Here is a 25,189-nt window from a genome sequence, read left to right as displayed (position 1 = left end):
TATTAACGCTGGTCGGCTACCTCCGAGCAGTGACCCATACGAAATCCGGAAAGCGCCCGTGGTTGGGGGCGCTTCTGGCGTTCCTCCTCCCCGGTCTCGGACACGTCTACCTCCGGGAGTGGTTGCGCTCGATGATGTGGTTCGCGTTCGTGGTCAGCGCGGTCCTGCTGTTCGTCCCGATTCCGGACTCCGCGATGGCGACCGCCGAATCCGGGAGCATGGAGACCGCGTGGACCGCGGCGATGGAGGCGACCGAAGACCTTCCGCTCGAAGCGCTCCTCCCGGTCTTCGTGGTTCGAATCTTCAGCGCCATCGACGCCTACTGGATTGCGCTCCGGAATCGCGGCGTCTCCGACGGCGGGGACGGCGAGGAGGGTGCGGACTGCCCGGCGTGCGGTCGGTCGGTGGACGAGGACCTCGACTTCTGTCAGTGGTGTACGACGCCGCTCTCGGGCGACGACGAAGCCACCGAGGCCGCGACGGACGAAAAACCGCTCTGATTACTTCTCGATGATGCTCTCCTCGACGGCCTCGCCGAAGTGGCGAGCGGTGTCCTCGCGGTAGACCTTGAGCTCGTCGCCGACTTCGAGGTCGGTGACCGCGGTCCGGCCCTCGCGAGTGGGTACCTTGATAGTCTCTGCGTTCTGAAGGAGCGTCTCGACCCGGTCGCCGTCTTCGAATTCGACTTCGACCCGGAACATCGGCCGCTTCTCGATTTTGACCCGACCGACAGTCGCCTCGCGGGTGTTGCCGTCGAGGTCCACGACCTGCACCTCGTCGCCCGACCGGAGTTCCGCGAGGTACTTCGTGCCGCCGTCGGGCGTCCGGACGTAGGCGTGGACAGCGCCCGCGTTCACCCGGAAGGGTCGGGACGCGACGTACGGCGATTCGGCGGTCTCGGCGTGGACGAAAAAGAGGCCGCGCGACATCGACCCGACGAGCATCCCCTCGTCGTGGTCCATCAGGCTCCCGGTATCGACGCAGACGCGGTCGGCGCTCCCGGTGCGCTCGACAGAGAGGACCTCCGCCCAGTCGAATTCGAGCGTCTCGCGCTCGGCCTCGTCGCGGACTTCGACCGTCCCGCGAATCTCGTCGGGGCTGTCGGAGTCGAGCAGGACGGCGTCGCTCCCGATTTCGAGCGTCTCGAACGCGGTCTGGGCCTCGTCGGCGGTGGTGACGCCCGCGACGAGGTCGGTCTCCTCGCCGATGCGCGCGATGAGGTTTTCGAGCGGGATGATAGTCCAGTCCTCGCCGACGACGATGGTGTAGTCGGCCTCGGCGGCGGCCTCCTCGGCGAACGCCTCGTACTCCTCGCTCAGGATGCGGACGTACGCGCCCTCCGCGCGGTCGTCGCCCCGGCGGAGCGTCGAGAGGTCCGCAGACCCCGAGAAGTCGGAGGGGAGGTCCACGGTCCCGTCGCCCTCGCCGTCCTTGCCGACGACGTAGGCGTCGGGGTCGGCCCCGGATTCGGCCTCGTCGATTACCTGCGCGTCGCCGCTGGTGAACGCCGCGACGTTCACGTCTCCGAGTTCGCGGACTCGCTCCACGTCGTCGGGGTCTACCAGCACCCAATCGACGCCCGCTTCGAGTCCCGCCGTGATTCGTTTCCGGCGGGCGTCCCAGTCGCCGACCGCGTCGTCGGCCTTGAGCCAAACTGAACGTGTCATACTCGGACGCTTGCGGCGGGGCGGCTTGAACGTGGCGGATGCGACAAGGTCGTGACCGGATTTGACGGGATGGCTACCCCGCCACGCTCGGTGACACAAACCACTGGAAACAGCCAGTGGCACAAACCACCGGAAACAGCCGGTGACACAATACACAGGGTGGGAATGAAAGGGGCCGCCCGGTCGCGGGCCAGAGGCCCGTGGTCGCTTGCACGACCCCTATCTGCGCCGATGCGGTCGTTGCTGTGAGGCGCAGATATGTCGTGCAACGACCGCGACCGGGCGGGGGCTTTCTGGCTGTTCGCGGTTCGTCTTTCTACGACGATTCGTAGCGACCGGGCGGGGGCTTTCTGGCTGTTGCAATTCTGTCGTTTCCATTACGAAGCGGCCGCTCTGAGACGTTCGAACAGAACGTAATCGCGCAGTCAGTATCGAATCCAGCGCGAACCTCCTACTCCAACTCCCCGACTAATCGCGAAAGCGTTTCGAGGTCGTACTGGCCGGGCGCGGTCGCCTCCTCGGGTTCGACCGGCGCGTAGCCGATTCTCGACCCGTAGAGCGGTGCGACCGCCCGCGAGTGCCTGCCCGCCTCGCCCATCGCCATCGTCGCCACGCGCTCGCCCGCCGACGCGAACTCGTGGGTGACCGCGAGCAGGTCGAGCACGTCGCCCCGCGAGTCGGCGGTGACCGCGAGCTTTCCCACGTCGGCGCGGTCGGTCGCGTCGGACAGTTTGGCGCGGAGTTCGGCCTCCGGAGGCGTGCGCTCGAAGTCGTGGACCGACGCGACGACCGCGGTTCCGGTCCGGCGGGCGCGCTCGGCGACCCGGTCGCCCTCGCCCGCGGTGAGGCTTGCGAGTTCCACGTCCACCGCGCCGACGCAGGCGAGTTCGGCGGCCTCCGCGAGGGCGGCGAGGCGTTCCGAATCGTCGTCGGCCTCGCCGCCCTCCCACGCCGCGCGGTTGGTGGCGAGGACGGGCAGGTCGCCGTCGTAGTCGTCGAGCGCCGACAGGGGGTCGTCTGCGAGGTCCATGCGGAACTCCACCGCGTCTGCGTGGTCGCGGGCGCGCGCCTCGGCGCCGAGGTCCGAGACAGAGGCCGCGAGGACGAACTCCTCGAAGTTCATGCATCGAGGTGCGCGTGGCGACCGGAAAAGGCTGTCTGTGCGAACGGGGGAGATCGGCGTCGAAGTCCGGTGTCGGTCTGTTCCGAGGTCCGGTGTCGGTCTGTTTCGAAGTATAGTGTCGGTCGGCTATGGGTCAAACCGGCGTCGCGTTTTCGCGACACCGCTCGTACACGCGTTGGAGCCACGCCCTCGCTTCGGGGCGCGCGGACTCGACGTGGACGGTCGGCAGGCCGGTCGCCGGGTCGTGGCCGACGAGCGTGACCTCGTCCTCGTCGATGGCGAAGGTGAACGGAATCTCGTCGTCCTCGGCCACATAGAGCGACACGGCGTCGGTGGCGGCGACTTCGGCGAGCGTCTCGTCGGCGACGGTCGAGTGAGTTTCGAGCGCGGTCCGGGCGAAGATTCGCTCTATCGACTCCTTGCCCGAGAGGTCCGGTGCGGTCTGCTCGACCGCTTCGAGGTGGGTCGTGCTCGCAATCGTCCCGCGGGAGGTCGCGGTCTGCTCGAAGCGTTCGACCACTCGATTGACGACCTCGTAGGGGTTCGACGCGTCCGCGACCGTCACCTCGGGGTCCCCGAAGAGGTGGGCGTGGGTCGCGAGTTCGGGCGAGTCCACGAGGTCGAGCAACGGTTCGAGTCGGTCGATAGTCTCGATAGCGTCGCCGTACGATTCGGCGGCGGCGAGCACCGCCGCGCCGTAGCGCGTAGTTCGGTACCCGTCTCCCGCGTTCTCCAGCAGGCCTCGCTCTTCGAGCGCCACCGTCGCGCGGTAGGCGGTCGAGCGAGAGAAGTGGGTTCGCTCGACGAGCTCTTGGCGCGAACGCGGCCGGTCGTGACAGGCCGCGAGCACGGGTGCGCGCCGCAGAACGGTCAGCATATCGTCGTCTGGCGCGTCCATACGCGACGTGCGGACGGGGGAGACATAACGTTTCACATACAGAACAACAGCGGGGTGCCGAACAGCCCGTTCACGGCTGAGCAGTTGGTTCATCGGTGGCTATAAGCCCGTTTCGGGGCTGATTGTGAGCAATGTCAGAATTTCTATATCGGGGCGGGAGCGTCCGGCGCGGATTTTCACGCGGGAACTGTGACGAGCAAGCCGGACGCGACCGAGAACGGCACGTCCGATACAACCGACGCGACCGAACCCACGGCAGGGACGACCGCGTCGGACGCTGACGCGGAAACGCCCGGCTTCGGCCCGGCGGCGGCTATCGCCGCGCTTCTCGTCACAGTCGGATTACTCGCGCGGCGTTCGAGATAGCTCGTCGGTTCACTGCCCGTCGAACGTCCGGTGGGACACCACGTAGCTGTCGCCCTCCCGGCGGTAGTCGGTCGCGGTGTACAGCTGAATCCGGCGCTCCTGTCTGGTCTTCACGCAGAAATCGTAGTTCTCGGCGTCGTAGTCGAGGTCCTCGTCGGCCGCGAACTCCCGGTGGGCCGCGAGTCGGTCGCGGTTCACCTCGTCGGCGACCGTCTCGACCGTCGAAACCCGGTCGTCGAACGCCTCGCGGAGGTCCCGGCTGAGTTCGTAGCCCGCCGAGTTTCGCCCCGCGACCATCGCCGCGAGCGTCGTGGTGCCGGTCCCCCAGAACGGGTCGAGGACCGTGTCGCCGTACACCGAGTACATGTTGACCAGTCGGTACGGGATTTCGAAGGGGAAGGCCGCCGACCGCTCGCGGAGTCCGTCGCCGTCGAGATGCTGGCGCGCGCCCTGTACGCCGGTCCAGAGGTCCGAGAACCACTCGTTTCGCTCCTCCCAGAAGTAGGCCGCCTCGTATCGGTGGTCGGTGCCGGGTTCGAACGACCGACTCTCCGCGCCGTTTCGAAACAGGAGGACGTACTCGTGTTCGAGCGTCGGGTAGGCGTTGGGCGGCACCATCCCCGACCCCATGAACTTCGTGAGACCGTTCGCGGGCTTGCGCCACACGAGTCCGGGCAGGTGGGCGAACCCCCGGTCGCGCAAGCGCGAGACGAGTTCGGCGTGGTTCGGATAGAGTCGGAAATCGTCGCCGACGCTCCGGGTCGCGTCGGCGACGTTTATCGCGGCGATGCCACCGGGGACGAGCACCCGCGCGAGTTCGTCCCACACGGGTGCGAGCGCGTCGTGCATCGCGTCGAACGCCCCGCCCCCGTCGCCCGCCGCGAGATGGTCGGCGACATCGGGGTCCAACTCCGCGAACAGGTCGTCCCACATCTCTATCATGGGATACGGCGGCGAGGTCACGACCAATTCGACGGCGTCGTCTTCGAGCGCGCCCATCTCACGGGCGTCCTCGACGTGAATCCGATGTTCGGTGTCCATCCGCTGACGGTGTATCACGGCGGCGACAAAACCTTCTTTCGGTTCCGGAAACGGTGAGAGCGGAACTTACAGTACCGCGGGCGCTTCCTCGGCTTCGAGGAGTTCGTGGTAGCGGTTCCGAATCGTGACCTCGCTGATGTCGGCGACGTCGCTGACCTCGGCCTGCGTGGTCTTCTCGTTCGTCAGGAGCGCGGCGGCGTAGACGGCCGCGGCCGCGAGTCCCACGGGCGACTTCCCGCTGTGGACGCCCTGCTCTTTCGCGGTCTTGAGGAGTTCGCGGGCGCGGTGTTCGGCCTCGTCGGAGAGACCGAGACCCGACGCGAACCGCGGGACGTAGCTCTCGGGGTCGGCGGGCTTGACTTCGAGTTTGAGTTCCCGGACGACGTAGCGGTAGGTGCGAGCGACCTCGCTCTTGCCGACTCGGCTCACGTCCGCGATTTCGTCGAGGCTCCGGGGAACGCCCGCCTGTCGGGCGGCGGCGTAGACGCACGCGGTCGAGACGCCCTCGATGGAACGTCCGGGCAGGAGGTCCTCGTCGAGTGCCCGGCGGTAGATGACAGAGGCGGTCTCCCGGACGTTGTTCGGCAGACCGAGCGCGCTCGCCATCCGGTCGATTTCGCCGAGCGCCTGCTTGAGGTTGCGCTCCTTGCTGTCGCGGGTGCGGAAGCGCTCGTTCCACTTGCGGAGTCGCTGCATCTTCTCGCGCTGGCGCGACCCGAGCGAGTTCCCGTACGCGTCCTTGTTGCGCCAGTCGATGTTGGTCGAGAGGCCCTTGTCGTGCATCGTGTTCGTGGTCGGCGCGCCCACGCGGGACTTCTCGTTTTTCTCCTTCGAGTCGAACGCGCGCCACTCCGGCCCGCGGTCCACTTGGTCTTCGTCCACGACGAGACCGCAGTCCTCACACACCGTCTCGCCGTGTTCGCTGTCGGAGATGAGGTGGCCGCTACACTCCGGGCAGGCCGACGCGTCTTCTCGTTCGTTCTCGTCCTCTACTTCGGATTCGGTCGCGGTTCTGGTCTGGATTCGGGTGTCTGTCATGTCTCTAAGTACGTGAGAGGCCGTGGGCTACCGGGCAGGGAGAACCTGAAAAACCCGGACCTCAGTTCTTGAGCCTATCTTCTTCCGAAAGGTATTTAAAATTTTCGGAATCCGGCATCGTGTTTCGCGTGAACGGCTACCACACCCGCTCGAAACGGCGTTCGCACTTCGGGTGAAGGAAAAATTTAAATGTGGAATCGTCAGGGCGAGAGGTAGTCGGACGATTTAACGGGGTGGACCTCCCAAATTCGGCCGATGACCCCGAACGCCGACCGTCGAGACGGGGCGGACGCGGAGGCGGAAACGGAGACCGACGCCCCCGAGCGAATCGTCTCGCTTGCCCCGAGCGCGACCGAGACGCTCCGGGCGCTCGGCGGTCTCGACCGGGTGGTGGGCGCGACTCACCACTGCCCGGACGCCGACGCCCCGGCGGTCGGGGGATGGCTCAACCCCGACTACGACGCGGTCGCCGACCGCGACCCCGACCTCGTGGTGACCGCCGACGCTTTGCAGGCCGACGTCGCGGCCGACCTCCGCGAGCGCGGTCACGAGGTGTTTCACGCCGCGCCCGCCACGCTCGACGAGGTGGTCGAATCGTTCGCCGACCTCGGCGCGGCGGTCGGCCTGCCGGAAGCGGGCGACGACCTCGCGCGGGGCGCACGCGACCGCCTCGACCGAGTCCGCTCGCTCGTCGCCGACCGCGACCGTCCGGTGGTCTACTGCGAGGAGTGGTCCGACCCCCCGATGGCGGCGGGCAACTGGGTGCCCGAAGCGGTCGAGGCCGCGGGCGGTCGCTACCCCTTCGTCGCCCCCGGCGAACGCTCGCGTGAGGTCTCGCGGACGCAGGTCGAGACCGCCGCGCCCGACCACGTCGTGCTCCACGTCTGTGGCCACGGCGACCGGGCCGACCCCGAACGCGTCGCCGAGCGGGGGTGGGACCTCCCGGCGGTCGAGCGCGAGAACGTCCACGTCGTGGACGACTCGCTCCTGAATCAGCCGAGTCCGCGACTCCTCGACGGCGTCGAGACGCTCGCGGCGACCCTTCACCCCGGCGCGCTCGATTCGTGAGTCGGGCGGGGGGGGGGGGGGGGCGGCCCCCCCCCCCCCCCCCCGACTCCGCGCGACCCAACACTCGACCTCGCACGACCCGATTCCCGACCTCGCACGACCCGATTCTCGACGCCGCACGCGAGTCGTCTGGTCGCTTGAACACCCTTATCAACGCTCCGAACCAACGAATCACCATGAACGTGCTACCGGACACGAGCGTCATCATCGACGGTCGTATCTCCGAGCGAGTCGCAGACGGCGAATTTGCCGACGCGACGATACTCATCCCGGAGGCCGCCGTGGCCGAACTCGAAGCGCAGGCGAACCTCGGTCAAGACAGCGGGTGGGACGGACTGGAAGAACTCCAGCGCCTCGCCGACCTCGCCGACGAGGGCGAAATTGACCTGGACTACGTCGGCGAGCGCCCCGACGCCGAGGAGGCGGGGCGGGCGACCGAGGGCGAAATCGACGCGCTCATCCGCGAACTGGCGGCCGAACACGACGCCACGTTCGTCACGAGCGACGGCGTCCAAAGCGAGGTCGCACAGGCGAAGGGTCTCGACGTGGAGTACATCGCGCCCAAGACCCGCGACGTTGGGCGACTCTCCATCGAGGACTACTTCGACGAGAAGACGATGAGCGTCCATCTCAAGGTCGGCGTCGAACCGATGGCAAAGCGTGGCGACATCGGCGAGATGGAGTACCAGAAAATCGACGACGACGTACTCACTCACGACACGGTCAAGGAGTACGCCACCGAGATAATCGAGAGCGCGAAGCAGAGCCACGACGGCTTCATCGAGTTGGACGAGCGTGGCATGACCATCGTCCAGTTCCGCGACTACCGCATCGCCATCTCCGAACCGCCGTTCTCGGACGCGTGGGAGATTACCGCGGTTCGGCCCATCGTCAAGACCGACATCGAGGACTACGAGTTCGCCGACGAACTCAAACAGCGCCTGCTCGACCACCAGCGCGGCGTCCTCGTCGCGGGTGCGCCCGGCGCGGGCAAGTCCACCTTCGCCCAAGCGGTCGGGGAGTTCCTCGCGGGCCACGACTTCGCGGTCAAGACGATGGAGAAACCCCGTGACCTGCAGGTCGGTCCCGAGATTACGCAGTACACCGAACTTGCGGGCGAGATGGAGAAGACCGCCGACTCGCTACTGATGGTCCGGCCCGACTACACCATCTACGACGAAGTTCGAAAAACCGACGACTTCGAGGTGTTCTCGGACATGCGCCTCGCTGGCGTCGGGATGGTCGGCGTGGTCCACGCCACTCGTGCCATCGACGCGCTCCAGCGCCTCGTCGGCCGGGTCGAACTCGGCATGATTCCGCAGGTCGTGGACACCGTCGTCTACATCGAGGCCGGACAGGTCGAGAAGGTGTACGACGTGTCCACCCGCGTCAAGGTTCCCGAGGGCCTGATGGAGGAGGACCTCGCCCGCCCGGTCATCGTCATCGAGGACTTCGAGACGAAGCGTCCGGAGTACGAAATCTACACCTTCAATCGGCAGGTCGTCACCGTCCCGCTCGGAGAGAACGGGGACGAACGCGAGGAGAGCGGCGTCTCGAAGCTCGCGCGCCAGGAAATCGAGCGCGAAATCCAGTCGGTCGCCCGCGGGCACGTGGACGTGGACGTCCAGGGCCAGAACCGCGCCACGGTGTACGTCACCGACGACGACATCTCCTACGTCATCGGAAAGGGCGGCGGCCGAATCAGCGAAATCGAAAAGCGCCTCGGCATCGACATCGACGTGCGGACCCACGACGAGAACCCGTCGTCCGCGCCCCCGAGCGCGAGTTCGGGGACGAGCGCCAACGGCGGCGCGGCCGCGAGCGCGCAGGGCGAACTCGTCACGCCCGAAATCACCTCCCGGCACGTCGTCATCCCGACCGAGGGCCACGCCGGGGAGACGGTCGAAGTGCAGGCCGACGGCGAGTACCTGTTCACCGCGACGGTGGGCCGGGGCGGCGACATTCAGGTGTCCCGGGGCAGCGCAATCGCCGAGGAACTCGAACGCGCCATCGACATGGAGCGACAAATCACGGTCGTTCGGGCGTAGGGTCGTCCGGCGAGAGACGAGTTTAGAGTCGGTTTCTGACGCGCTCGACGTAGCTGTTTCCGTCCCAACTCCGAACCTCGCTGATTTCGTCCAACAGTCGTATCACCTCGGACGCCGAGAGAACGCCGTTCGCTTCGAGAACGAGCAGGAGCTTCGGCGTGGTGACGAGTTTCACGTCGTCGAGCGAGGCGTGAACGAGACCGACTTTGTTGAATTCGTCGCACAGCAACATCGACGCGGCGCGGTCGTTCGCGAGAACGACCGCGCCGTTTTCGCCGTCGTCCAGCGGGAAATCGGATTCGAGAGGAACCGGGCAGGTCGCGATATCGTCGATTCGGTCCAACACGGCGCGCGCTCCGCGCGCTTGGTCGTCGTCGTACGCCGCGATTTCGCGGAGTTCTTCGACGACGATTTCCGGCAGAGAGACTTCGTACTCGGAGACGAGGAGGTCGAGAAGCGGTCGGTCGGTCGCACATCCGAGACTGACCAGCGCGGAGGTGTCTGCGACGAGCGTCATCTATAGCTCTGCGAGTTCGTCGGTCAGCCCCTCGTCCAACTGTCGTTTCAGCACGCGAAAGTTCGCGGCTTCCTCCTTGCCGACGAGCGATTTCAACTGTTCGAAGCTGATTTCGTCGTCGTAGTAGGCCCCCGCGATTTCCTGTCTGATTTCGTCGTCGTGGGCGACCTCTCGCAGGTACTTGCGGAGCGCGTCAAGGAGGATGTCGGTCCGGTCGGACCCGAACACGTTCGCGAGCGAGTCGGCGCGGTCCACAAGCCGAGACGGTGCCCGGAACTGGACCCGCTTCTTGTCGGCGCTCATGTGTGTATGTTGTGAGCCAAGAACCGTAAAGTTTGAGGCGGATTTCGCGGCGTCACCGAGCGCACCGCCCCCGTTCTCAGTTCGTTAGAATCGGGTTCGAAATATATACTCCCCGTCCGCGAACCCTCGAAACGAGAACGATGTCTTTCCACACACCCGCCGAGACGACACCCAACGCCGAGACGACGCCCGAAGTCGAGATGGACGAGGCCGCCGTAGACGACTTCCTCGAACGCCGCGGGTGGGGCTGTCTCACCCTCGCCAAGGACGATTCGGCGTACTCGATTCCGATGTCCTTCGGCTACGACGGCGACTCCACGCTCTACTTCCAGCTACAGGCAACCGAGAACAGCGAGAAGATGGCGTACCTCGACGCGACCACGACCGCGGCGTTTCTCGTGCCCGAAGTCGCACCCCCCGACTGGACCAGCGTCGTGGCGCGCGGCGAACTCCGCCGGGTTCCCGACGACGAAATCGAGAACGTGTTGAATGCGCTCGCGGACAACGCGTGGTTTCCGCTCGCGCCGTGGGTCGAGGGCGGCGGGGCGACCGACCTGAAACTCTACAAACTCGACGCCGACGAGCTAACCGGGCGGTCCTCGATGGCGTGAGAACAGGTCTGCGCCTCGACCCGATGCGAGTCAGTCGCTCGCCGACGCGTCGGCGCGCTCGGAGAGCGCGCCTTCGACTCCGGCGTACCGACACCAGAGGACGAGCAGGCTCGGCAACACGACCACGCTCGACACGAACGCGAAGACGATGCTCGTGCCGGTCACGAGACCGAATCGCTGGAGCGACGGCACGAGCGAGAGTTGCAGGACGCCGAAGCCGAACGCGGTCGTGGCCGCGCTCGCCAACAGCGCGCCGCCGGTCCCCGCGACGGTCGTTTCGAGCGCCGCGATGGGGGTCGGCGCGTGTTCGAGTTCCTCGACGAATCGCTCGCTGATGTGGACCGCGTAATCGACCCCGATTCCGATTGCGATGCTCGCGATAATGGCGGTCTCGGAGTTGAACGAGATGTCGAGCAGGTACATCACGCCGAGAATCCAACTCAGCGCGAACACCACCGGGACCATCGTAATCGCGCCGAGCGCGAGCGTGCCGTACCGTCGGTAGAAGATGGTGGTGAGGAACGCCACGATGACCCCGAGCGTGATGAGGAACGTCTCCACGAGCGTCGTGAGCAGGCCGTCCTGAACGATTTCGTCCACGATTGGCTGGCCGGTCGCGGTCACGGTGAGGTCGCTCCCGTCGCCGATGACCGACGCCGAAGCGCGCATCTCGTCGGTCACGACGCCGGTGTCCGACCCGCCGCGAATCGAGACCGTGAGCCTGAGCGCGCGGTACTCCCCGTCGCCGGTCCGGTGGACGACGTTCGCGGTCTCGTCGGGGGCCGCCGCGTACATCGCGTCGTACACTTCGGCCAGATTCTCGTCGGGGAGACCGTCGCCGTCGGTGTCGCGCTCGGCGACGACCGCGGCGACCGTCTCGTTCTCGGCCGCGACGCTTCGGAGGACCGAGACCGGGTCATCGACGCTCGGTTGGCCGTTCGCGAGCGTGATGGCGGTCGAGCTTTCGCCGATGCGCTCGCGGCCGTCCGCGACTCTGTCGAGGGTATCGGGCGACGTGACCGGTCCCTCCACGAGTATCTCGGCCTGCGATTCGTCGCGGGTCTGGACGAACTTGTCGTTGAGGAAGATGACGTTCTCCCGGAGGTCGTAGTCGCCGGGCCGAATGGGTTCGGGGACCGAGTCCATCCAGTCGGGGGAGTCTCGCGGGAGGAAATCGACCTGATTCAGCGACGTGTCGATGTTCGTGGCGGCGTAGCCGCCCCCCAAACTCACGACGAGCGCGACGACGACGACCGCGAGCGGGAGCTTTCGCGCGACTGTCGTGCCGACGCCGAGCGCGCGCCCGGCGAAAGTTCCGCCGGTCCCGAACGCGCGTTTTCCGCGGTCGAGGCCCGCGCGTTCGAGCAGTCCTTCGAGTTCGAGTTTGAGCGCGGGGAGGAGTCCCGCGAAGACGACGAACGCCGAGACGATGCCGAACGCGCTCACCATCCCGAACTGCGAGATGGACTCGATGGGGCTGACGAGGTTCGAGAGGAAGCCGACCGCGGTGGTGAACGTGGTCGCCGCGAGCGCGACCACGACGCCCGCGAGGCCGACGCGCATCGCGCGAGCGGGCGACCGGTCTGAGTCCTCGGCTTTCGCCTCGCGGTAGCGCATCACGACGTGGAGCGCGTAGTCGATGGAGAGACCGATGAGCAGGAACGGCACCGCGATGAGAATCTGGGTCACGCCGATTCCGGCCCACCCCATGAACCCGCCCATCCAGACGAGGACCAGAAGCGTGCCGAGGAGACCGAGCGCGATGTCGAGTGGGTCTCGGTACGCGACGAACAGCACGAGCAGGACGAGCGCGAACGCGACGGGGGTGATGAGCGCGAAGCTCTCGCCGGTCGCCTGTCCGGACTCTTCGTCCACGATGCCCGCGCCGAACACGAACGAGTCGGTCGATTCGACGGTCCGGTCGGCGATGGTCTGGGTCGCCAACTGCCCGGCGACCACGTCGTCCGAGAGCGAGTCCCCGCCGTCGGCTTGCTGGAAGACGAACAGCACCCGCGCCGACGCGGTCGTGCTACCGGATTCGTAGTCGGTCGCCAGCAGTCTGAAGGGGTCGATTGGTCCCGCCGCCTGACTGTCGGCGTCGAGGACCGCGAGCGTCACGTCGTCGATTTCGGACTGGGACATCGACTCCAGGTGGGCGATTTGGCGGTCGAGCGTCGGCGGCGGGCCTGCGACAGTCGCGTTCTCACCGCTTTCGGCCTGCTCCTGTCGTATCGCAGTCGTCGCGATTAGATTCGAGAGGCCCGCGGTCGGTTGGTCGTCGCGGAGCGTGGCGGCGACCGTCTCGTTGTCGCGTAACTGCTGTTGGAGGCGTAACGTCTCGACCAGCGACTCCTTCGTGAGGACGTTGTCGCCCCGGACCACCACCTGCATCACGGTGGCGTTGTCCTCGCCGGACGTGAAGTTCTCGCGGACGTAATCGAGTTTCTCGGCCTCGGTGGAGTCGCTCCCGAAGCTCGCGATGGTGAGTCCCGCGTCGATGCTCCCCGCGCCGTACCCCACGACCGCGGTGGCGAGCAGTAACACCACCAGTACGGCCTTGCTGTACGTCGTGATTGCGTCGGCGTATCGCTCGGCGAGGTCCATTGGCTACCCATCCGTTGTCGCCAGGGGTATAAATTATTGTAGATTCCTACAATAACCCTGTGCGGAGCGCCGCCACTCGAAACCCCTTACTTCCGGGGGCGTCTCTGACGGGGTAGATGAGCGCACACGAGGCAGTCGAGGCGCTGAAGCGACTCGGTCTCTCGAACTACGAGGCCAAGGTGTTCGTGGCGCTCCAGCGGCTCGGGACCGGGACCGCCCAGGAAGTGAGCCAACTCTCGGACGTGCCGCGGTCGCAGGTGTACGGCGCGGCCGACGACTTGGCCGACCGGGGACTCGTGGAAGTGGTCGAGTCCTCGCCCAAGCAGTACCGCCCGGTGAGCCTCGACGCGGCGCGCGAACAGCTTCGAGCGCGAATCGAGCGCGAGCAGGAGCGCGCCTTCGAGAGCCTCGACGCGGTCCGGAACGAGCACGCAGACCACACCGACGACGGCGAGGTTTCGACCCTCCACGGCCGCCACACGGTCCACGAACGAGTCGCCGAACTGATTCGCCGGGCCGACGAGCAGGTGGTGTTAGTGGCCGGAACGGCGGACCTGTTCTCCGAGGGGGTCGAGCGCGCGCTCGCCGAGCGCGCGGCGGCCGGGATACCGGTCGTGGTCGTCACGCGCGACCCGGCGGTCGAAGACCGCTTCGCCGACGACCCCATTCGGGTGGTCGTCACCTCGCGCGAGCAGACCGGCGGCTTCACCGGGCGGACGCTTCTCGTGGACGACGCCACCGTCCTGCTCTCGGTGCTGACTGAGGGCGACGACCCCGACCCCTTCGGCGAGACCGCGCTCTGGACCGCCGACACGCGAATCGGTCACATCCTCGCGGAGTTCATCCACGCCGGAATGGAGTCGGGCTTCGAAAACGAGTACCCGTAGTCGTACTGTCGGCTGGCTCTGTTGAATCCCCACTTGTTCAATACTTTCCTCGCTGAAATAGCGTTAGGCAGGTATGCGACTCTCACGAGGACAAAGAGAGTCCGAGGTCGTCGGGTCGGTCAGCAAAGGCATCTCAGGCAGTTCGTGTCAAAAGGAATTTGATAGCGTATCCGCTTACTAGTCATAGAGATGAGAGATATAGAAGAAGATGAAGCGATAGAACGAGCTATTCAATATCTGGTGCATTCGTTCGAATCCTCGGGAGATAACCCGAAACCGGTGATTCTTCACAGTACAAGAGTGGGAATGAATCTTTACGACAGAGAGTATGAGAAGCGCATCGTCATCTCTGGCCTTCTCCACGACCTGCTAGAGGATACAGATGTGACTTCCGACGAGATTCGTTCGAAGTTCGGAGAAGACGTTGCAAATATCGTGGAAGCCACTAGTTTCGACGAGAATATCGACGACTATCTGGAACGGCACTACGACATATATAAGAGATGTTTTGAATTGGGAAGAAGCGCGGTAGCTGTTAAAGCTGTGGATATTTTAGATAACAGTGATTACTACGGCTTGGGAGACTCCCAAGAACTACAAAAGAATCAGGTCAAAAAGATGGAGTATTTCATCGATAAATCTGAACCATATATCGGTGAGGAAGACATATTTCAGGAACTCAATGACAGGGCACCCATTGTAAAAGAGCGAGTGCAGAAAAATAGTAACAGATGATATTTTTGTCAGAATTCAGATCGATTGAAGAGTAGCGACCGGCGGGTCGATGTGCCAAGTGAAGCCTGCTCAACAAACCGGAGTAACCGTGACTTTGGATGGCCTATATTCAGTCGAACTACCGGGTGAAGCCGTATCTCTCTGAGGGTTTCAACGGAGCCTGTCGGGTGTACGTACGTGGAAATCACCGCTATTCGAAGCAGTACATCCGACAGAATCAGCTCGGACGAGTGGGCGCGGTTCGAAAGCCTACTCGGCGCACTGCTGGGCGTCGGCGGCCTCCGGCGTCGTCTCGGTCGCAACGTCGATTTCGTAGAGATTCTGTCGCGCGTCGGCGAAGTACACGTCCTCCTGGACCACTTCGAGCTCTTCCAGTCGTTCGAGAGCGTATCGGACCGTTCGGGCCGACAGCATCGACTCCTCGACGATTTGTTTCTGGGTCAACGCACCGTTGTATTCCAACACTTTGAAAACCAGCTTCGCACTCGGCGGGAGTTCGTCGATGTTTTCGCGCTCGGCCTGAGATACCATCATTACGATTCGAAACTCGCAACCGTCATAAAAGTATTGAGAACGACTGCCACGCGTAATCTGACTGATGTTACCGGTACTCATTCGGTCGTGGCGTCGTGAACCGGTCGATTTCGACCGGACACGTCACCCGAGGATGTATCTGGTCCACGGATGTCGCTCGGCCAGCGGTTGCCCGTCGATTTCGTACTGCTCGATGTACGCGTCGAGACCGAGGATTCGGCCAGCGCCGAACGCCGCGACCGAGAGGAACACCAGCATGTACGCGAAGTCGCCGTTGATGTAGCCGTGGGAGATGTCCCAGTTTCCGAGGTAGAACAGGAGCATCAGGAACGCGCCCCAGAACGCCGCGAGTCGGGTGAATGCACCGACGAGCAGGCCGAGTCCGATGAGGATTTCGCCCCACGGCACCGCGACGTTGACGAACTCCACGAACCACGCGGTCTCGCCCATCGCGACGAACAGGTCCGCGGCGGGACTCCCGTTGGCCGGTGGCGCGTTCTGGAGGTAGCCCGCGGCGTCGAAGCTCCCCGAGAGCACCTTGTCGATGCCGCTCTGGAAGAAGGCGAGGCCCATCATGAGTCTGAGCGCGAGAATGAACCACACGCTCAGCGTGTGGAGTTTTCCTTCCGCGGTGAACCCTGCAATCGTGCTTCGAAGTCGGACTTCTTGGGACGACATATCCATTTCGACACGTAGACGCTTATTAAACGTACTCCTCCAACGAAGGCGACATAATTACCAAGAGTTATTCCGAGGAGATGGTGGTGACCCACCGTCTTCGAGTAGCGCGGTCGCGCTTCGACTCTCCCCGCCGCCAAGTCGGGCCGAAAGGTTGGGTTTTTCAACACGGACCCCTCACTCACGTGTATGGCTACAGCTTCCGAACAGCGAGCGTCCCACATGCGAGGGGTGACGGTGACGGCCGTCTCCACGCTCGCGGGGGTCGCCGCGGCCGTCGCGTCCGCGTGGTTCCTCGGGACCGAACCCCAGAGCCAGCTCGGGCTGGCGGTCGTGGGCGCGTTCGTCTTCGCTCAGTTCCCCGTCCTGCAGGTGCTGGGCATCGACTTGGCGGACTTCTCGACCAAGGACCACCTCTACGTGATGTTCATGACGTTCTCGCTCTGGTTCGTGACGTGGACGATTCTGCTGACCAGCAACGTCACCTTCTAATCATGGCGGACGACAGCATCGCGGTCGTGGACCTCGAACGGTGTCAGCCAGACCGGTGCAGTTACGAGTGCAAGAACTACTGCCCGCCGAACCGCACCGGCAAGGAGTGCATCACGCTCCGGGGCGAAGACGCCGACGAAGGGGGTCCCGACCAGATTCACATCAGCGAGGAAATCTGTCTCGGCGAGACCTGCGGTATCTGCGTCGAGAAGTGCCCGTTCGACGCCATCGAAATCATCAATCTCCCCCAGGAGTTGCAGGACGAACCGGTCCACCGCTACGGCGAGAACGCCTTCTCGCTGTACGGCCTGCCGGTCCCGCTGGAGGGACAGGTCACGGGCATCCTCGGCCCGAACGGCATCGGGAAGACGACGGCCGTGAAGATTCTCGCGGGCGAACTCGCGCCCAACCTCGGCGAGTACGCCGACCCGCCGGGGTGGGAGGCGGTCCTCGACGCCTACCGGGGCACCGAGCTACAGGACTACCTCGATTCGGTCAAGGACGGCGGCGTGAGCGTGGCTCGCAAGCCCCAGTACGTCGATAAGATTCCCGACCGATTCGACGGCCCGACCTCCGCCCTGCTCGAAAACACCGACGAGCGCGGCGTCCTCGACGACCTGCTCTCCCGCCTCGAAATCGAGCACGTGATGGACCAGTCCATCGACAGCCTCTCGGGCGGCGAACTCCAGCGGGTCGCGCTCGTGGCCGCGCTCGCCCGCGACGCCGACTTCTACTTCATCGACGAAATCACGCCGTACCTCGACATCAGCCAGCGAGTGGCCGCCGCGCGCCTGATTCAGGAGATGGCCGAGGAACACGGCAAGTCGATACTCGTGGTCGAACACGACCTCGCCATCCTCGATTTGGTGGCCGACAATCTCCACGTCGCGTACGGTGAACCCGGCGCGTACGGTGTCATCACCTCGCCGAAATCGGTTCGGAACGGCATCAACGAGTATCTCGAAGGCTACCTCGACAACGAGAACATGCGCATCCGGCCGAACGCCATCGAGTTCGAGGAGCACGCACCGCGGCAGGTCACGCGCGCCGACACCCTCGTCGAGTACCCCGACCTCTCGAAGTCCTACGGCGAGGGGGAGTTCGGTCTCGACGTGGAGGGCGGCGCGATTCGCGAGAACGAAGTGCTGGGCGTCGTCGGCCCGAACGGCATCGGGAAATCGACGCTCGCGAAACTGCTGGCGGGCCAACTCGAACCCGATGAAGGCGAACTCGATTTCAGCCTCGACATCGCGTACAAGCCCCAGTACATCGAAATCGACCAGCCGATGCGCGTGGACGCGTTCATGCATTCGATCACCGACCGCGTGGGGTCGTCGTACTGGAACACCGAAATCGCCCAACCGCTCCAGTTAGAGCGCATCATGGAGCAGAACCTCACCGACCTCTCGGGCGGCGAGCGCCAGCGAGTCGCCATCGCGGCCTGCCTCTCGAAGTCCGCGGACCTCTACCTGCTCGACGAACCCTCGGCGTACCTCGACGTCGAACAGCGGGTGCGCGCGACCCGCGCCATCCGGCGGTTCGCCGAACAGCAGGACGCCACCGTGCTGGTCATCGACCACGACATCTACTTGATGGACCTGCTCGCCGACCGCCTGATGGTGTTCGACGGCGAACCCGCCGTTCGCGGCCGCGCGAGCAAACCCAAGGAGATGCGCGAGGGGATGAACGACTTCCTCGCCAACCTCGATATCACCTTCCGGCGCGACGAGAACGTCGGCCGCCCGCGCATCAACAAGCCGGGCAGTCAGTTGGACAAACAGCAGAAGAAGCAGGGCGAGTACTACTACGCGCCCTGAAAACTCGGTTTTCGGTGGGAACGGTTCTTCTCTCGGCTTTTGACTGTTCCTGCGCGCCGGGCAGGAGGCTGTCGGAGTCAACGAAGAACCGAACGGTTTTCGTTCGTGCATGCATAGCCCCACTTAGTGATACGTGTCCTCTTAGTCTGGTTCGGCACCGGCCACGAGAGGCGCGCAAAGCTGTTCGCGTGCCTCGCGGTGGTCTGTCTCGCAGTCGCGACCGTCGGCGTCCTCTCGGCCCCGGCGTATCCCCAACTGACGGTGAACGACCACTCGCCCGAAAACAACACTCTCGTCGCGTTGCAGGGGTATCAGGACGAGGGACGAGCCATCGAGGTGTCGCCCGAGGGCGAGGTCGTCTGGGAGTACGACGAGACCGACGACGTGTTCGACGTGGAGGCGCTGGGTCCCGACCGCATCCAGATTTCGACCGCGGAGGAGATTCCCGACGCCGACTGTCCCGAGGAGTATCAGAACGACGGGTACACTAACTGCGTCCGCAACAGCCTCCGAATCGTCGAGCAATCGACCAACGACACGGTGTGGGAGTACGCGTGGTACGACGTGGAGCTTCACGAACACGAACTCCACGACGCCGACCACTACACCGTGGACGGCGAAGACCACTGGGTGATGGTGGACATGGGCAACGACCGCGTGTTCGCGGTGAACGAATCGAAGGACATCGTCTGGGAGTGGTACGCCACCGACGACTACGAGCGCCCCGACGAGATAGGTCCCGAGGGCGACTGGACCCACGTCAACGACGTGGACCGACTCGAACCCGGCGTGTTCCAGATTAGCCTCCGAAACTTCGACACCGTGGCCGAACTCCACGTCGAAGACGACGGCTCGGTGAGCGTCGAACCCGTGGTCGGACCGGACGACTACCACGAGGAGGGTGAGATTCTCCACGAGCAGCACAACCCCGACAGGCTGGCCGACGACCACCTGCTCGTGGCCGACAGCGAACACGACCGTATCGTCGAGATGAACGCCGACGGCGAAGTCGTCTGGACGTTCGGCGGGAGCGGCACGCTCCAGTGGCCCCGGGACGCCGACCGACAGCCGAACGGGCACACGCTCGTCACCGACTCGTACAACGACCGCGTGGTGCAGGTGAACGAGGAGGGCGAAATCGTGTGGGCCGTGAAAACGGGCGGCCTGCCCTACGAGGCCGACCGACTTCCCGGCGAGGGGAGCAGCGACCGACCCACCGCCGACGATGCGGGACTCGCAGACGCCGAGGAGAATCGGTGGATAGTCGAGCAGTATCTGAACTACGGCGTCTCGATAACCAAGTACGTCCTGCCGACCGGGTTCGGCGAGCAGGCGATTCCGCTGTTCGTGAGCGTGCTGGCGCTCCTCGGAGCAGGAATCGAAGGACTCAGGTGGCGCGGCGTGGGCTGGCTTCGCCGACTCCGCTCATAGAACGATTCGCTGACACGACCCGCAGAGATTCTCCTCTTTCACGTCCACCTCTCGGACGGTGGGCGAGAAGTTCATCACGCACCGCTTGTTGTCGCAGTGTTCGAGACCCATCGTGTGGCCGATTTCGTGGACGACCTCCTTGCGAACCCGGTCGGAGAAGATGTCGCTCGCGCTCCGATTCGAGAAGCCGCCGTCGCTGGAGGTCTGGAGTCGGTAGGTCGAGATGACGCTCCCCTTGCCGTCGAGGTAGGCGAGACCGAAGACGTAGTTTCGTCTGCGGTAGAACAGGTCCTTAGGCGTGATGGCGATGTTCTTCGCGCCCGACCCGATTCGGCCCGCGAGTTCGATGAACTCCTCGGCCCGGTACTGGTCGCGTTTCTCGTCGTGGGCCCCGGTGGGGACCGACTGGGATTCGTGAATCGTGACCTCGCAGTCGTAGACAGAGCGGAGCGCGGCCGAGGCCTGCCGCTTGACCTGCGCGGAAACGTCCCCGACTGGGACGACATCAACGAGCATAGGAACCACTATGCGCGAGCGGCCCATAAACTTCCCGCCGTGGACCCACACACCCGCGACGCCCTCGCCGACCGCCTCTCGGGGTTCGAGACGCTCGTGGAGGTCGGAATCGGCCGCCGGACCGACGTGGCGGCCGCGCTCGCCGACGCCGGAAAGACGGTGACCGCGACCGACGTCCATCCCCGAGAAGTCCCGGCGGGCGTCGCGTTCGTCGCGGACGACGTTTTCGACCCCGACCTCGCGGTCTATCGGGACGCCGACGCCATCTACGCGCTGAATTTCCCGCCCGAACTTCACGGCCCGGCGCGCGACCTCGCGCGCCGGGCCGACGCCGCGTTGCTGTTCACCACCCTGGGCGGCGACCAGCCCGCGGTTCCCGTCGAGCGCGAGACGATTCCGGGCGACACGGTGTTCGTGGCGCGAGAATAATGGCGCAAGAGTAGCGCGTCCGCAGTGAGCGAATCGGACGTTCGGACGCGAATCGAGGAAATTATCGCCGACGATAATGAAACCTAACTTTATTACTTCGAGATGAAACGTTCGCGGTATGCTCATCATTCCCGGGTTCCTGATAAGTCTCGTGACGTTCCCCGGCGTCGTCGTCCACGAGTTCGCCCACAAAAAGGTCTGCGACCGCTACGACATTCCAGTCGCCGAGGTCTGCTACTTCCGAGTCGGCAATCCCGCCGGGTACGTCCTCCACGACGAACCCGAGCGCTTTCGCGCCTCGCTCGCCGTCAGCGTCGCGCCGTTCGTCCTGAACACCGCGCTGGCGTTGGGACTGTTCGGAGCGCTCGCGCTTCTCTGGGGGAAACCCGACGGAAGCGGACTCTACGTCGACCAGTTCGGCGCGCCCGCCTACGGCTTGCTGTGGCTCGGTGCGAGCGTCGGAATGCACGCTTTCCCGAGTACCGGCGACGCGGAGACCATCTGGAACCGAACCAAGCGCGAGTGGCGAAGTGCGCCGCTCGTGTTGCTCGCCTTGCCGGTCGTTGCGGTTATCTACGTCGCCAATCTGCTGAGTTTCTTCTGGCTCGACGCGATATACGCGCTCGGCTTGCTGTTCGTCGCGGTCATCTCGATGGGCGTACTGCAGTAGTCTCCGGCTGGCGGGCCTGCCACGACGTTTTTCCGAAATCCGACCGACGAGTGAAGCGTGTCGGTCGCGCCCGACCCCGCAGAAATCTTCGACCGAGCGGTCGCCGAGGGCGAGCGCCGCCTCGACCAGTCGTTGCTCGAACTCGTCTCGACCAGTTTCATCGCGGGATTCACCATCGTCTTCGGGATGGCCGCGCTCGGCATCGTGGAGGCCGCGGTCGAACCCGAGTTCGACGAGGTCGCCCCAGTCGCAGGGGCGCTCGCGTTCGGCACCGGGGTCGTGTTTCTGGTCGTCGGCCGGGCCGAACTGTTCAACGAGAACTTCTTCGACCCGGTCGCGAAAGCGGCCGACGAATCGGAGTCGTGGCTGGTCGGCCCGCTGGTTCGGCTCTGGACGCTCACGTTCGCGTTCAACCTCGTCGGCGGCGCGCTCCTCGTGGCCCTCCTGTCGGTCGAAGGCGCGCTTCCGTCGGGGACGCCCCACGTCCTCGTCACGACCGCCGAGGAAATCGTCCGCCGTGAACCGTCCGCCGAGTTCGTGAAGGCCATCACCGGAGGCGCACTCGTCTCGCTGCTGTCGTTTCTCTTGGCGGCGGTCAACAGCGTCGGGAGCCGAATCGCGATGGCGTACATCGTGGGCGTCCTGCTGACGCTCGGCCCCTTCGACCACGTGGTCGTCACGATACTTCACGTCCTGTTCGGCGTGTTCCTCGGTGCGAACGTCGGGGTCGGCGCGCTGGTCGGGACGACGGCCGTCGTCACCGCCGGGAACCTCGTCGGAGGTCTGGGTCTGGTCACGCTGAGCCACGTCGCGCAGGTGAAGGGGGCGCGCGAGGACGACTGACACTCAATGAGGATAATCGACTACTCGATTCCGAGCGCGTCCGCGATAGCTTCGAGTTCCGCCTTCCGGAAGGGTCGCTTCGCGCTCTCCGGGTCGTCTGCGACGCCGATTTTCCAGAGGATACCTGCTCGCATCTCCGACTTGGCGGGAAGGCGGTTCGTCTCGATATCGTAGCTCACGGCGTCGCAGATTGCGGCGAGGGCTTCCTTGGTGAAGGCGGTCGATTCGACGCGCTCGTATCTCCCGACTGCCTGGCGAATCTCGTTCCGGAGGTCGTCAACGGTTCGTGTCACACGCCTACTGGCGGCCGGATTCGTTCTGAACGTTCCGATTACGCGTCGCAAGACCCTTGAACGCCGGTTCACTACCCCCACGCATGCAAGCAGACGCGGTCGTGCTGGACATCGACGGCGTGGTCGTGGACGTGGCCGACTCCTACCGGCGAGCAATCGTGGAGTCGATAGAGCGCGTTTACGGCGACACCATCGCGAAGGCCGAGATTCAGGCGTTCAAGGACGCGGGCGGTTTCAACAACGACTGGGAACTCACCTACGCCGCGGCGCTTCACGTCCTCGCGCGCCGGGAGGGACTCGACCTCGACGTGGACGCCTTCACCGACCGAATCCGAGAGTCGGGCGGCGGTCTCTCGGCCGCCGAATCGGTCGTGGACGACGCGCTCGCGGGCAGTGCCCGCGAGCGCGTTCGCGAGGCGTGGGACACCGAGCGCCTCCGGGCGGTGTTCCAGCAACTCTACCTCGGCGCGGACCTCTACTCGGACATCGAGGGCGAGGCCCCCGACATCGACGCGCCGGGGTTCATCCACGACGAACCGGTCATCCTCGACCCCGCGACTCTCGACGCGCTCGCCGACCGACCCCTCGGAATCGTGACCGGCAGACCCGCCGCCGAGGCCGACATCGCCCAGCGCCGGGCCGGACTCGGCGTACCCGACGACCGGCGGTTCACGATGGACGACTGGGAGGAGGGCAAGCCCCACCCACACGCGCTCGTCACCCTCGCCGACCGATTCGACGCCGACTCGGTCGTGTTCGTCGGCGACACCTTGGACGACGTGAAGACCGCGCGAAACGCCGCCGAGGCCGACCCCGACCGGGAGTACGTCGGGGTCGGCGTGCTGACCGGCGGTTTGACCGGTGCGGAAGGCCGCCGGAAGTACGAGGACGCAGGTGCGGATGCGGTCGTGGCGTCGGTCAACGAGCTTCCAGAAATATTGGAATAGCAATAATTTTCCGAGATTGCGTTCAATAGCTGACCTATGAACTGGCAAGACGCCGAACGCGCGGCGTGGACACTCGGACTCGGCGGCTTTCTCGCAATCCTGTTCGGCGCGCTCGTCGCGCCGAACCCGACTGCGTTCTGGCCCTACGCCGCGGTGTCTCTCCTTGTCGGACTTCCGATTGCGCGCTGGTACGTGAACCAGAAGACGGCGTCTCACGACGGCGCTGGCCGACTCACGCTGTTCTTTCTCGCGCTGTTCGGCGTCTCGCTCGTCGGCTTCTGGACGGTCGAGCGCGTGGTCGCCCCCGAAACTGCGCTCGACCTCGCGGGCCGGGTCGTGACGGTGCTGGTCGCACTACGAGTCGCCCGCCGAGCGTCGGGCGACGGCTACGACAGGCTTCGGGCCGCGCTCGGAACGCCGTCGGCGTCGCGGTAAGGAATGTTTAATCCGGCCCCGCGTCGAACGTGGGGTATGCGAATCGCACTTCTCGGCGGAACGGGAGACATCGGACAGGCGCTCGCGCTCCGGTGGGCGCGCGACACCGACCACGAGATTCTCGTCGGGTCTCGCGACCCCGAGCGCGCGCGAGGCAAGGCCGAAGAGTACGAGACCGAACTCGACAGCGTCGGCGTCGAGCGCACGGTCAAGGGGTTCGGAAACGAGATGGCGGCCGACCGCGCCGACGTGGTGGTGCTCGCGGTGCCCGCCTACCACGTCCGGGACACTATCGAGTCGGTCGCCGACCGCATCACTGACGCCGACGTGCTCGTCACCCCGGCGGTCGGGATGAAGCGCGACGACGACGGCTTCCACTACAAGCCCCCGAAGGCCGGGAGCGTGACCGAACTGGTCGCCGACACCGCGCCCGACGGCGTCCCTGTGGTCGGCGCGTTCCACAATCTCTCGGCCGACCGCCTCGCCAATCTCGACGTGGAACTCGACCTCGACACCCTCGTCGTCGGCGACAACGACGACGCCGTGGACATCGTGGTGACGCTCGCCGAGCAAATCGAGGGACTTCGCGCGCTCTCGGCGGGCGGAATCGCGAACGCCGCGGAGGTCGAAGGGCTGACGCCGCTGCTCATCAACATCGCGATGGAGAACGAGGGGATGCACGACGTGGGCGTGAAATTCGAGTAGTGGGCATCGAGTTCGACTGGAGGCCGCAATCAGCCTTATCTCCGCGCGAAGCGTACACTGAGACGAGATGACCAACTGGTACGCGGTCGCGGTCGGCTTCGTCATTCAAGTAGTGGTGGGGACGCTCGGCATCGTCTTCCCCGGACTCGGCCAGCTCACCGCGGGCCTGCTCGGCGGCTTCGTCGCGGGCTACATCGCGGGCGGCGGCTTCGGCGGCGGCGCGTGGCACGGCCTGCTCGCTGGCTCCATCGGCGGCGTCGTCCTCGCCGTCGTGCTCGGAATCGCGGCCGGGGCGCTCGGCACTGTCGGTCTCGGTCCGCTTGGCCCCCTGCTCGGCGGGAGCATCTTCCTCGTCGGGGTGTTGCTCGCGCTAATTCTCGGCCTCGAAAGCGCGATTGCCGGTGCGCTCGGCGGGTGGATTGCCGAGGAATAAGTCCGAGGGAGGAGGCCAGGAGTCCCCAACCACTTTGTCGGTCGCGTCCGTCTTCTTCGA

Annotated in this window: 29 protein-coding genes; 17 read left to right on the top strand and 12 right to left on the bottom strand. The window is 65.2% G+C overall.

The annotated features are described in order from the left end of the window. The first annotated feature begins 29 nt into the window (after nucleotides 1-29). Complete coding sequence (locus EKH81_RS06330) at nucleotides 30-500, top strand: zinc ribbon domain-containing protein (RefSeq protein ID WP_132057262.1); 471 nt, start codon at nucleotides 30-32, stop codon at nucleotides 498-500. Here EKH81_RS06330 and EKH81_RS06325 read toward each other — a convergent pair whose 3' ends face one another. The 3 genes from EKH81_RS06325 to EKH81_RS06315 form a co-directional block, all read right to left on the bottom strand. Next, nucleotides 501-1,667, bottom strand: coding sequence for a 3-dehydroquinate synthase II (locus EKH81_RS06325; RefSeq protein WP_132057260.1), 1,167 nt, complete (start codon nucleotides 1,665-1,667; stop codon nucleotides 501-503). Between the two features lie 451 nt (nucleotides 1,668-2,118). Then, nucleotides 2,119-2,790 (bottom strand): type I 3-dehydroquinate dehydratase, encoded by a 672-nt coding sequence (locus EKH81_RS06320; protein ID WP_132057258.1) that lies wholly within the window; start codon nucleotides 2,788-2,790, stop codon nucleotides 2,119-2,121. 133 nt (nucleotides 2,791-2,923) lie between these two features. After that, nucleotides 2,924-3,688, bottom strand: a complete 765-nt coding sequence (locus tag EKH81_RS06315; protein ID WP_162224511.1) for a helix-turn-helix transcriptional regulator — start codon at nucleotides 3,686-3,688, stop codon at nucleotides 2,924-2,926. A gap of 189 nt (nucleotides 3,689-3,877) precedes the next feature. Between EKH81_RS06315 and EKH81_RS06310 the strand changes: the two genes are divergently transcribed. Then, nucleotides 3,878-4,054: a PGF-CTERM sorting domain-containing protein gene (locus EKH81_RS06310; protein ID WP_162224510.1), complete on the top strand. Its 177-nt coding sequence runs from the start codon at nucleotides 3,878-3,880 to the stop codon at nucleotides 4,052-4,054. 9 nt (nucleotides 4,055-4,063) lie between these two features. Here EKH81_RS06310 and EKH81_RS06305 read toward each other — a convergent pair whose 3' ends face one another. Further along, entirely contained in the window at nucleotides 4,064-5,095 is a 1,032-nt protein-coding gene (locus EKH81_RS06305; RefSeq protein WP_132057254.1) for a DNA-methyltransferase, read from the bottom strand. 66 nt (nucleotides 5,096-5,161) lie between these two features. Continuing rightward, nucleotides 5,162-6,133, bottom strand: coding sequence for a transcription initiation factor IIB (locus EKH81_RS06300; RefSeq protein WP_132057252.1), 972 nt, complete (start codon nucleotides 6,131-6,133; stop codon nucleotides 5,162-5,164). A gap of 255 nt (nucleotides 6,134-6,388) precedes the next feature. Here EKH81_RS06300 and EKH81_RS06295 point away from each other — a divergent pair, with 255 nt between their 5' ends. Next, the gene (locus EKH81_RS06295; RefSeq protein ID WP_132057250.1) at nucleotides 6,389-7,201 is read left to right on the top strand and encodes a cobalamin-binding protein; all 813 of its coding nucleotides are present in this window, start codon (nucleotides 6,389-6,391) and stop codon (nucleotides 7,199-7,201) included. Nucleotides 7,202-7,377: 176 nt separating this feature from the next. Then, nucleotides 7,378-9,249 (top strand): PINc/VapC family ATPase, encoded by a 1,872-nt coding sequence (locus EKH81_RS06290; RefSeq protein WP_132057248.1) that lies wholly within the window; start codon nucleotides 7,378-7,380, stop codon nucleotides 9,247-9,249. Between the two features lie 22 nt (nucleotides 9,250-9,271). Here the strand turns inward: EKH81_RS06290 and EKH81_RS06285 are convergent, their stop codons facing one another. Further along, complete coding sequence (locus tag EKH81_RS06285) at nucleotides 9,272-9,766, bottom strand: PIN domain-containing protein (protein ID WP_132057246.1); 495 nt, start codon at nucleotides 9,764-9,766, stop codon at nucleotides 9,272-9,274. Beyond that, complete coding sequence (locus EKH81_RS06280) at nucleotides 9,767-10,069, bottom strand: hypothetical protein (RefSeq protein ID WP_132057244.1); 303 nt, start codon at nucleotides 10,067-10,069, stop codon at nucleotides 9,767-9,769. Between the two features lie 140 nt (nucleotides 10,070-10,209). Between EKH81_RS06280 and EKH81_RS06275 the strand changes: the two genes are divergently transcribed. Next, on the top strand, nucleotides 10,210-10,680 hold the full coding sequence (locus EKH81_RS06275) for a pyridoxamine 5'-phosphate oxidase family protein (RefSeq protein ID WP_132057242.1): 471 nt from the start codon (nucleotides 10,210-10,212) through the stop codon (nucleotides 10,678-10,680). 30 nt (nucleotides 10,681-10,710) lie between these two features. On the opposite strand, the gene EKH81_RS06270 is transcribed toward EKH81_RS06275, so the two are convergent. Next, nucleotides 10,711-13,284, bottom strand: coding sequence for an efflux RND transporter permease subunit (locus EKH81_RS06270; protein WP_132057240.1), 2,574 nt, complete (start codon nucleotides 13,282-13,284; stop codon nucleotides 10,711-10,713). 116 nt (nucleotides 13,285-13,400) lie between these two features. On the opposite strand from EKH81_RS06270, the gene EKH81_RS06265 reads away from it, so the two are divergent. Beyond that, nucleotides 13,401-14,171 (top strand): TrmB family transcriptional regulator, encoded by a 771-nt coding sequence (locus EKH81_RS06265; protein ID WP_132057238.1) that lies wholly within the window; start codon nucleotides 13,401-13,403, stop codon nucleotides 14,169-14,171. Nucleotides 14,172-14,360: 189 nt separating this feature from the next. Beyond that, the gene (locus EKH81_RS06260) at nucleotides 14,361-14,906 is read left to right on the top strand and encodes an HD domain-containing protein (protein ID WP_132057236.1); all 546 of its coding nucleotides are present in this window, start codon (nucleotides 14,361-14,363) and stop codon (nucleotides 14,904-14,906) included. Nucleotides 14,907-15,155: 249 nt separating this feature from the next. On the opposite strand, the gene EKH81_RS06255 is transcribed toward EKH81_RS06260, so the two are convergent. Continuing rightward, complete coding sequence (locus EKH81_RS06255; RefSeq protein ID WP_132057748.1) at nucleotides 15,156-15,437, bottom strand: MarR family transcriptional regulator; 282 nt, start codon at nucleotides 15,435-15,437, stop codon at nucleotides 15,156-15,158. A gap of 126 nt (nucleotides 15,438-15,563) precedes the next feature. Further along, a complete protein-coding gene (locus EKH81_RS06250) occupies nucleotides 15,564-16,118 on the bottom strand; it encodes a DoxX family protein (RefSeq protein WP_132057234.1) in 555 nt (184 codons plus the stop codon). A gap of 189 nt (nucleotides 16,119-16,307) precedes the next feature. On the opposite strand from EKH81_RS06250, the gene EKH81_RS06245 reads away from it, so the two are divergent. The 3 genes from EKH81_RS06245 (at nucleotide 16,308) to EKH81_RS06235 (ending at nucleotide 19,858) form a co-directional block, all read left to right on the top strand. After that, on the top strand, nucleotides 16,308-16,610 hold the full coding sequence (locus tag EKH81_RS06245; RefSeq protein ID WP_132057232.1) for an EMC6-like membrane protein: 303 nt from the start codon (nucleotides 16,308-16,310) through the stop codon (nucleotides 16,608-16,610). A gap of 2 nt (nucleotides 16,611-16,612) precedes the next feature. Continuing rightward, complete coding sequence (locus tag EKH81_RS06240) at nucleotides 16,613-18,427, top strand: ribosome biogenesis/translation initiation ATPase RLI (RefSeq protein ID WP_132057230.1); 1,815 nt, start codon at nucleotides 16,613-16,615, stop codon at nucleotides 18,425-18,427. 126 nt (nucleotides 18,428-18,553) lie between these two features. After that, the gene (locus EKH81_RS06235) at nucleotides 18,554-19,858 is read left to right on the top strand and encodes an NHL repeat-containing protein (protein WP_238392134.1); all 1,305 of its coding nucleotides are present in this window, start codon (nucleotides 18,554-18,556) and stop codon (nucleotides 19,856-19,858) included. Here the strand turns inward: EKH81_RS06235 and EKH81_RS06230 are convergent. Beyond that, the gene (locus tag EKH81_RS06230) at nucleotides 19,853-20,374 is read right to left on the bottom strand and encodes an archaemetzincin family Zn-dependent metalloprotease (protein WP_132057228.1); all 522 of its coding nucleotides are present in this window, start codon (nucleotides 20,372-20,374) and stop codon (nucleotides 19,853-19,855) included. The two genes, EKH81_RS06235 and EKH81_RS06230, sit on opposite strands and share 6 nt — an antisense overlap. A 39-nt stretch (nucleotides 20,375-20,413) precedes the next feature. Between EKH81_RS06230 and EKH81_RS06225 the strand changes: the two genes are divergently transcribed. The 3 genes from EKH81_RS06225 to EKH81_RS06215 all read left to right on the top strand — a co-directional run bounded on the left by EKH81_RS06225 (nucleotide 20,414) and on the right by EKH81_RS06215 (nucleotide 22,316). Then, nucleotides 20,414-20,803, top strand: coding sequence for a UPF0146 family protein (locus EKH81_RS06225; protein ID WP_132057226.1), 390 nt, complete (start codon nucleotides 20,414-20,416; stop codon nucleotides 20,801-20,803). A gap of 118 nt (nucleotides 20,804-20,921) precedes the next feature. Beyond that, nucleotides 20,922-21,473 (top strand): metalloprotease family protein, encoded by a 552-nt coding sequence (locus EKH81_RS06220; RefSeq protein ID WP_132057224.1) that lies wholly within the window; start codon nucleotides 20,922-20,924, stop codon nucleotides 21,471-21,473. A gap of 57 nt (nucleotides 21,474-21,530) precedes the next feature. Next, the gene (locus EKH81_RS06215; RefSeq protein ID WP_132057222.1) at nucleotides 21,531-22,316 is read left to right on the top strand and encodes a formate/nitrite transporter family protein; all 786 of its coding nucleotides are present in this window, start codon (nucleotides 21,531-21,533) and stop codon (nucleotides 22,314-22,316) included. Nucleotides 22,317-22,336: 20 nt separating this feature from the next. Here EKH81_RS06215 and EKH81_RS06210 read toward each other — a convergent pair whose 3' ends face one another. Then, nucleotides 22,337-22,609, bottom strand: a complete 273-nt coding sequence (locus EKH81_RS06210; protein WP_132057220.1) for a hypothetical protein — start codon at nucleotides 22,607-22,609, stop codon at nucleotides 22,337-22,339. An 83-nt stretch (nucleotides 22,610-22,692) separates the two neighbouring features. Between EKH81_RS06210 and EKH81_RS06205 the strand changes: the two genes are divergently transcribed. The 4 genes from EKH81_RS06205 (at nucleotide 22,693) to EKH81_RS06190 (ending at nucleotide 25,129) form a co-directional block, all read left to right on the top strand. After that, entirely contained in the window at nucleotides 22,693-23,556 is an 864-nt protein-coding gene (locus EKH81_RS06205) for a TIGR01548 family HAD-type hydrolase (protein WP_132057218.1), read from the top strand. Nucleotides 23,557-23,592: 36 nt separating this feature from the next. Beyond that, a complete protein-coding gene (locus EKH81_RS06200) occupies nucleotides 23,593-23,991 on the top strand; it encodes a hypothetical protein (RefSeq protein ID WP_132057216.1) in 399 nt (132 codons plus the stop codon). A gap of 36 nt (nucleotides 23,992-24,027) precedes the next feature. Next, on the top strand, nucleotides 24,028-24,696 hold the full coding sequence (npdG, locus tag EKH81_RS06195) for an NADPH-dependent F420 reductase (protein WP_132057214.1): 669 nt from the start codon (nucleotides 24,028-24,030) through the stop codon (nucleotides 24,694-24,696). Between the two features lie 67 nt (nucleotides 24,697-24,763). Next, the gene (locus tag EKH81_RS06190; protein WP_132057212.1) at nucleotides 24,764-25,129 is read left to right on the top strand and encodes a DUF5518 domain-containing protein; all 366 of its coding nucleotides are present in this window, start codon (nucleotides 24,764-24,766) and stop codon (nucleotides 25,127-25,129) included. The last annotated feature ends 60 nt before the right edge of the window (nucleotides 25,130-25,189 follow it).

Source organism: Halorussus amylolyticus (assembly GCF_004143485.2).
Classification (GTDB): Archaea; Halobacteriota; Halobacteria; order Halobacteriales; family Haladaptataceae; genus Halorussus; species Halorussus amylolyticus.
The sequence above is the reverse complement of the archived record's forward strand: the minus strand, read 5'-3'. Positions and strand labels throughout refer to the sequence as shown.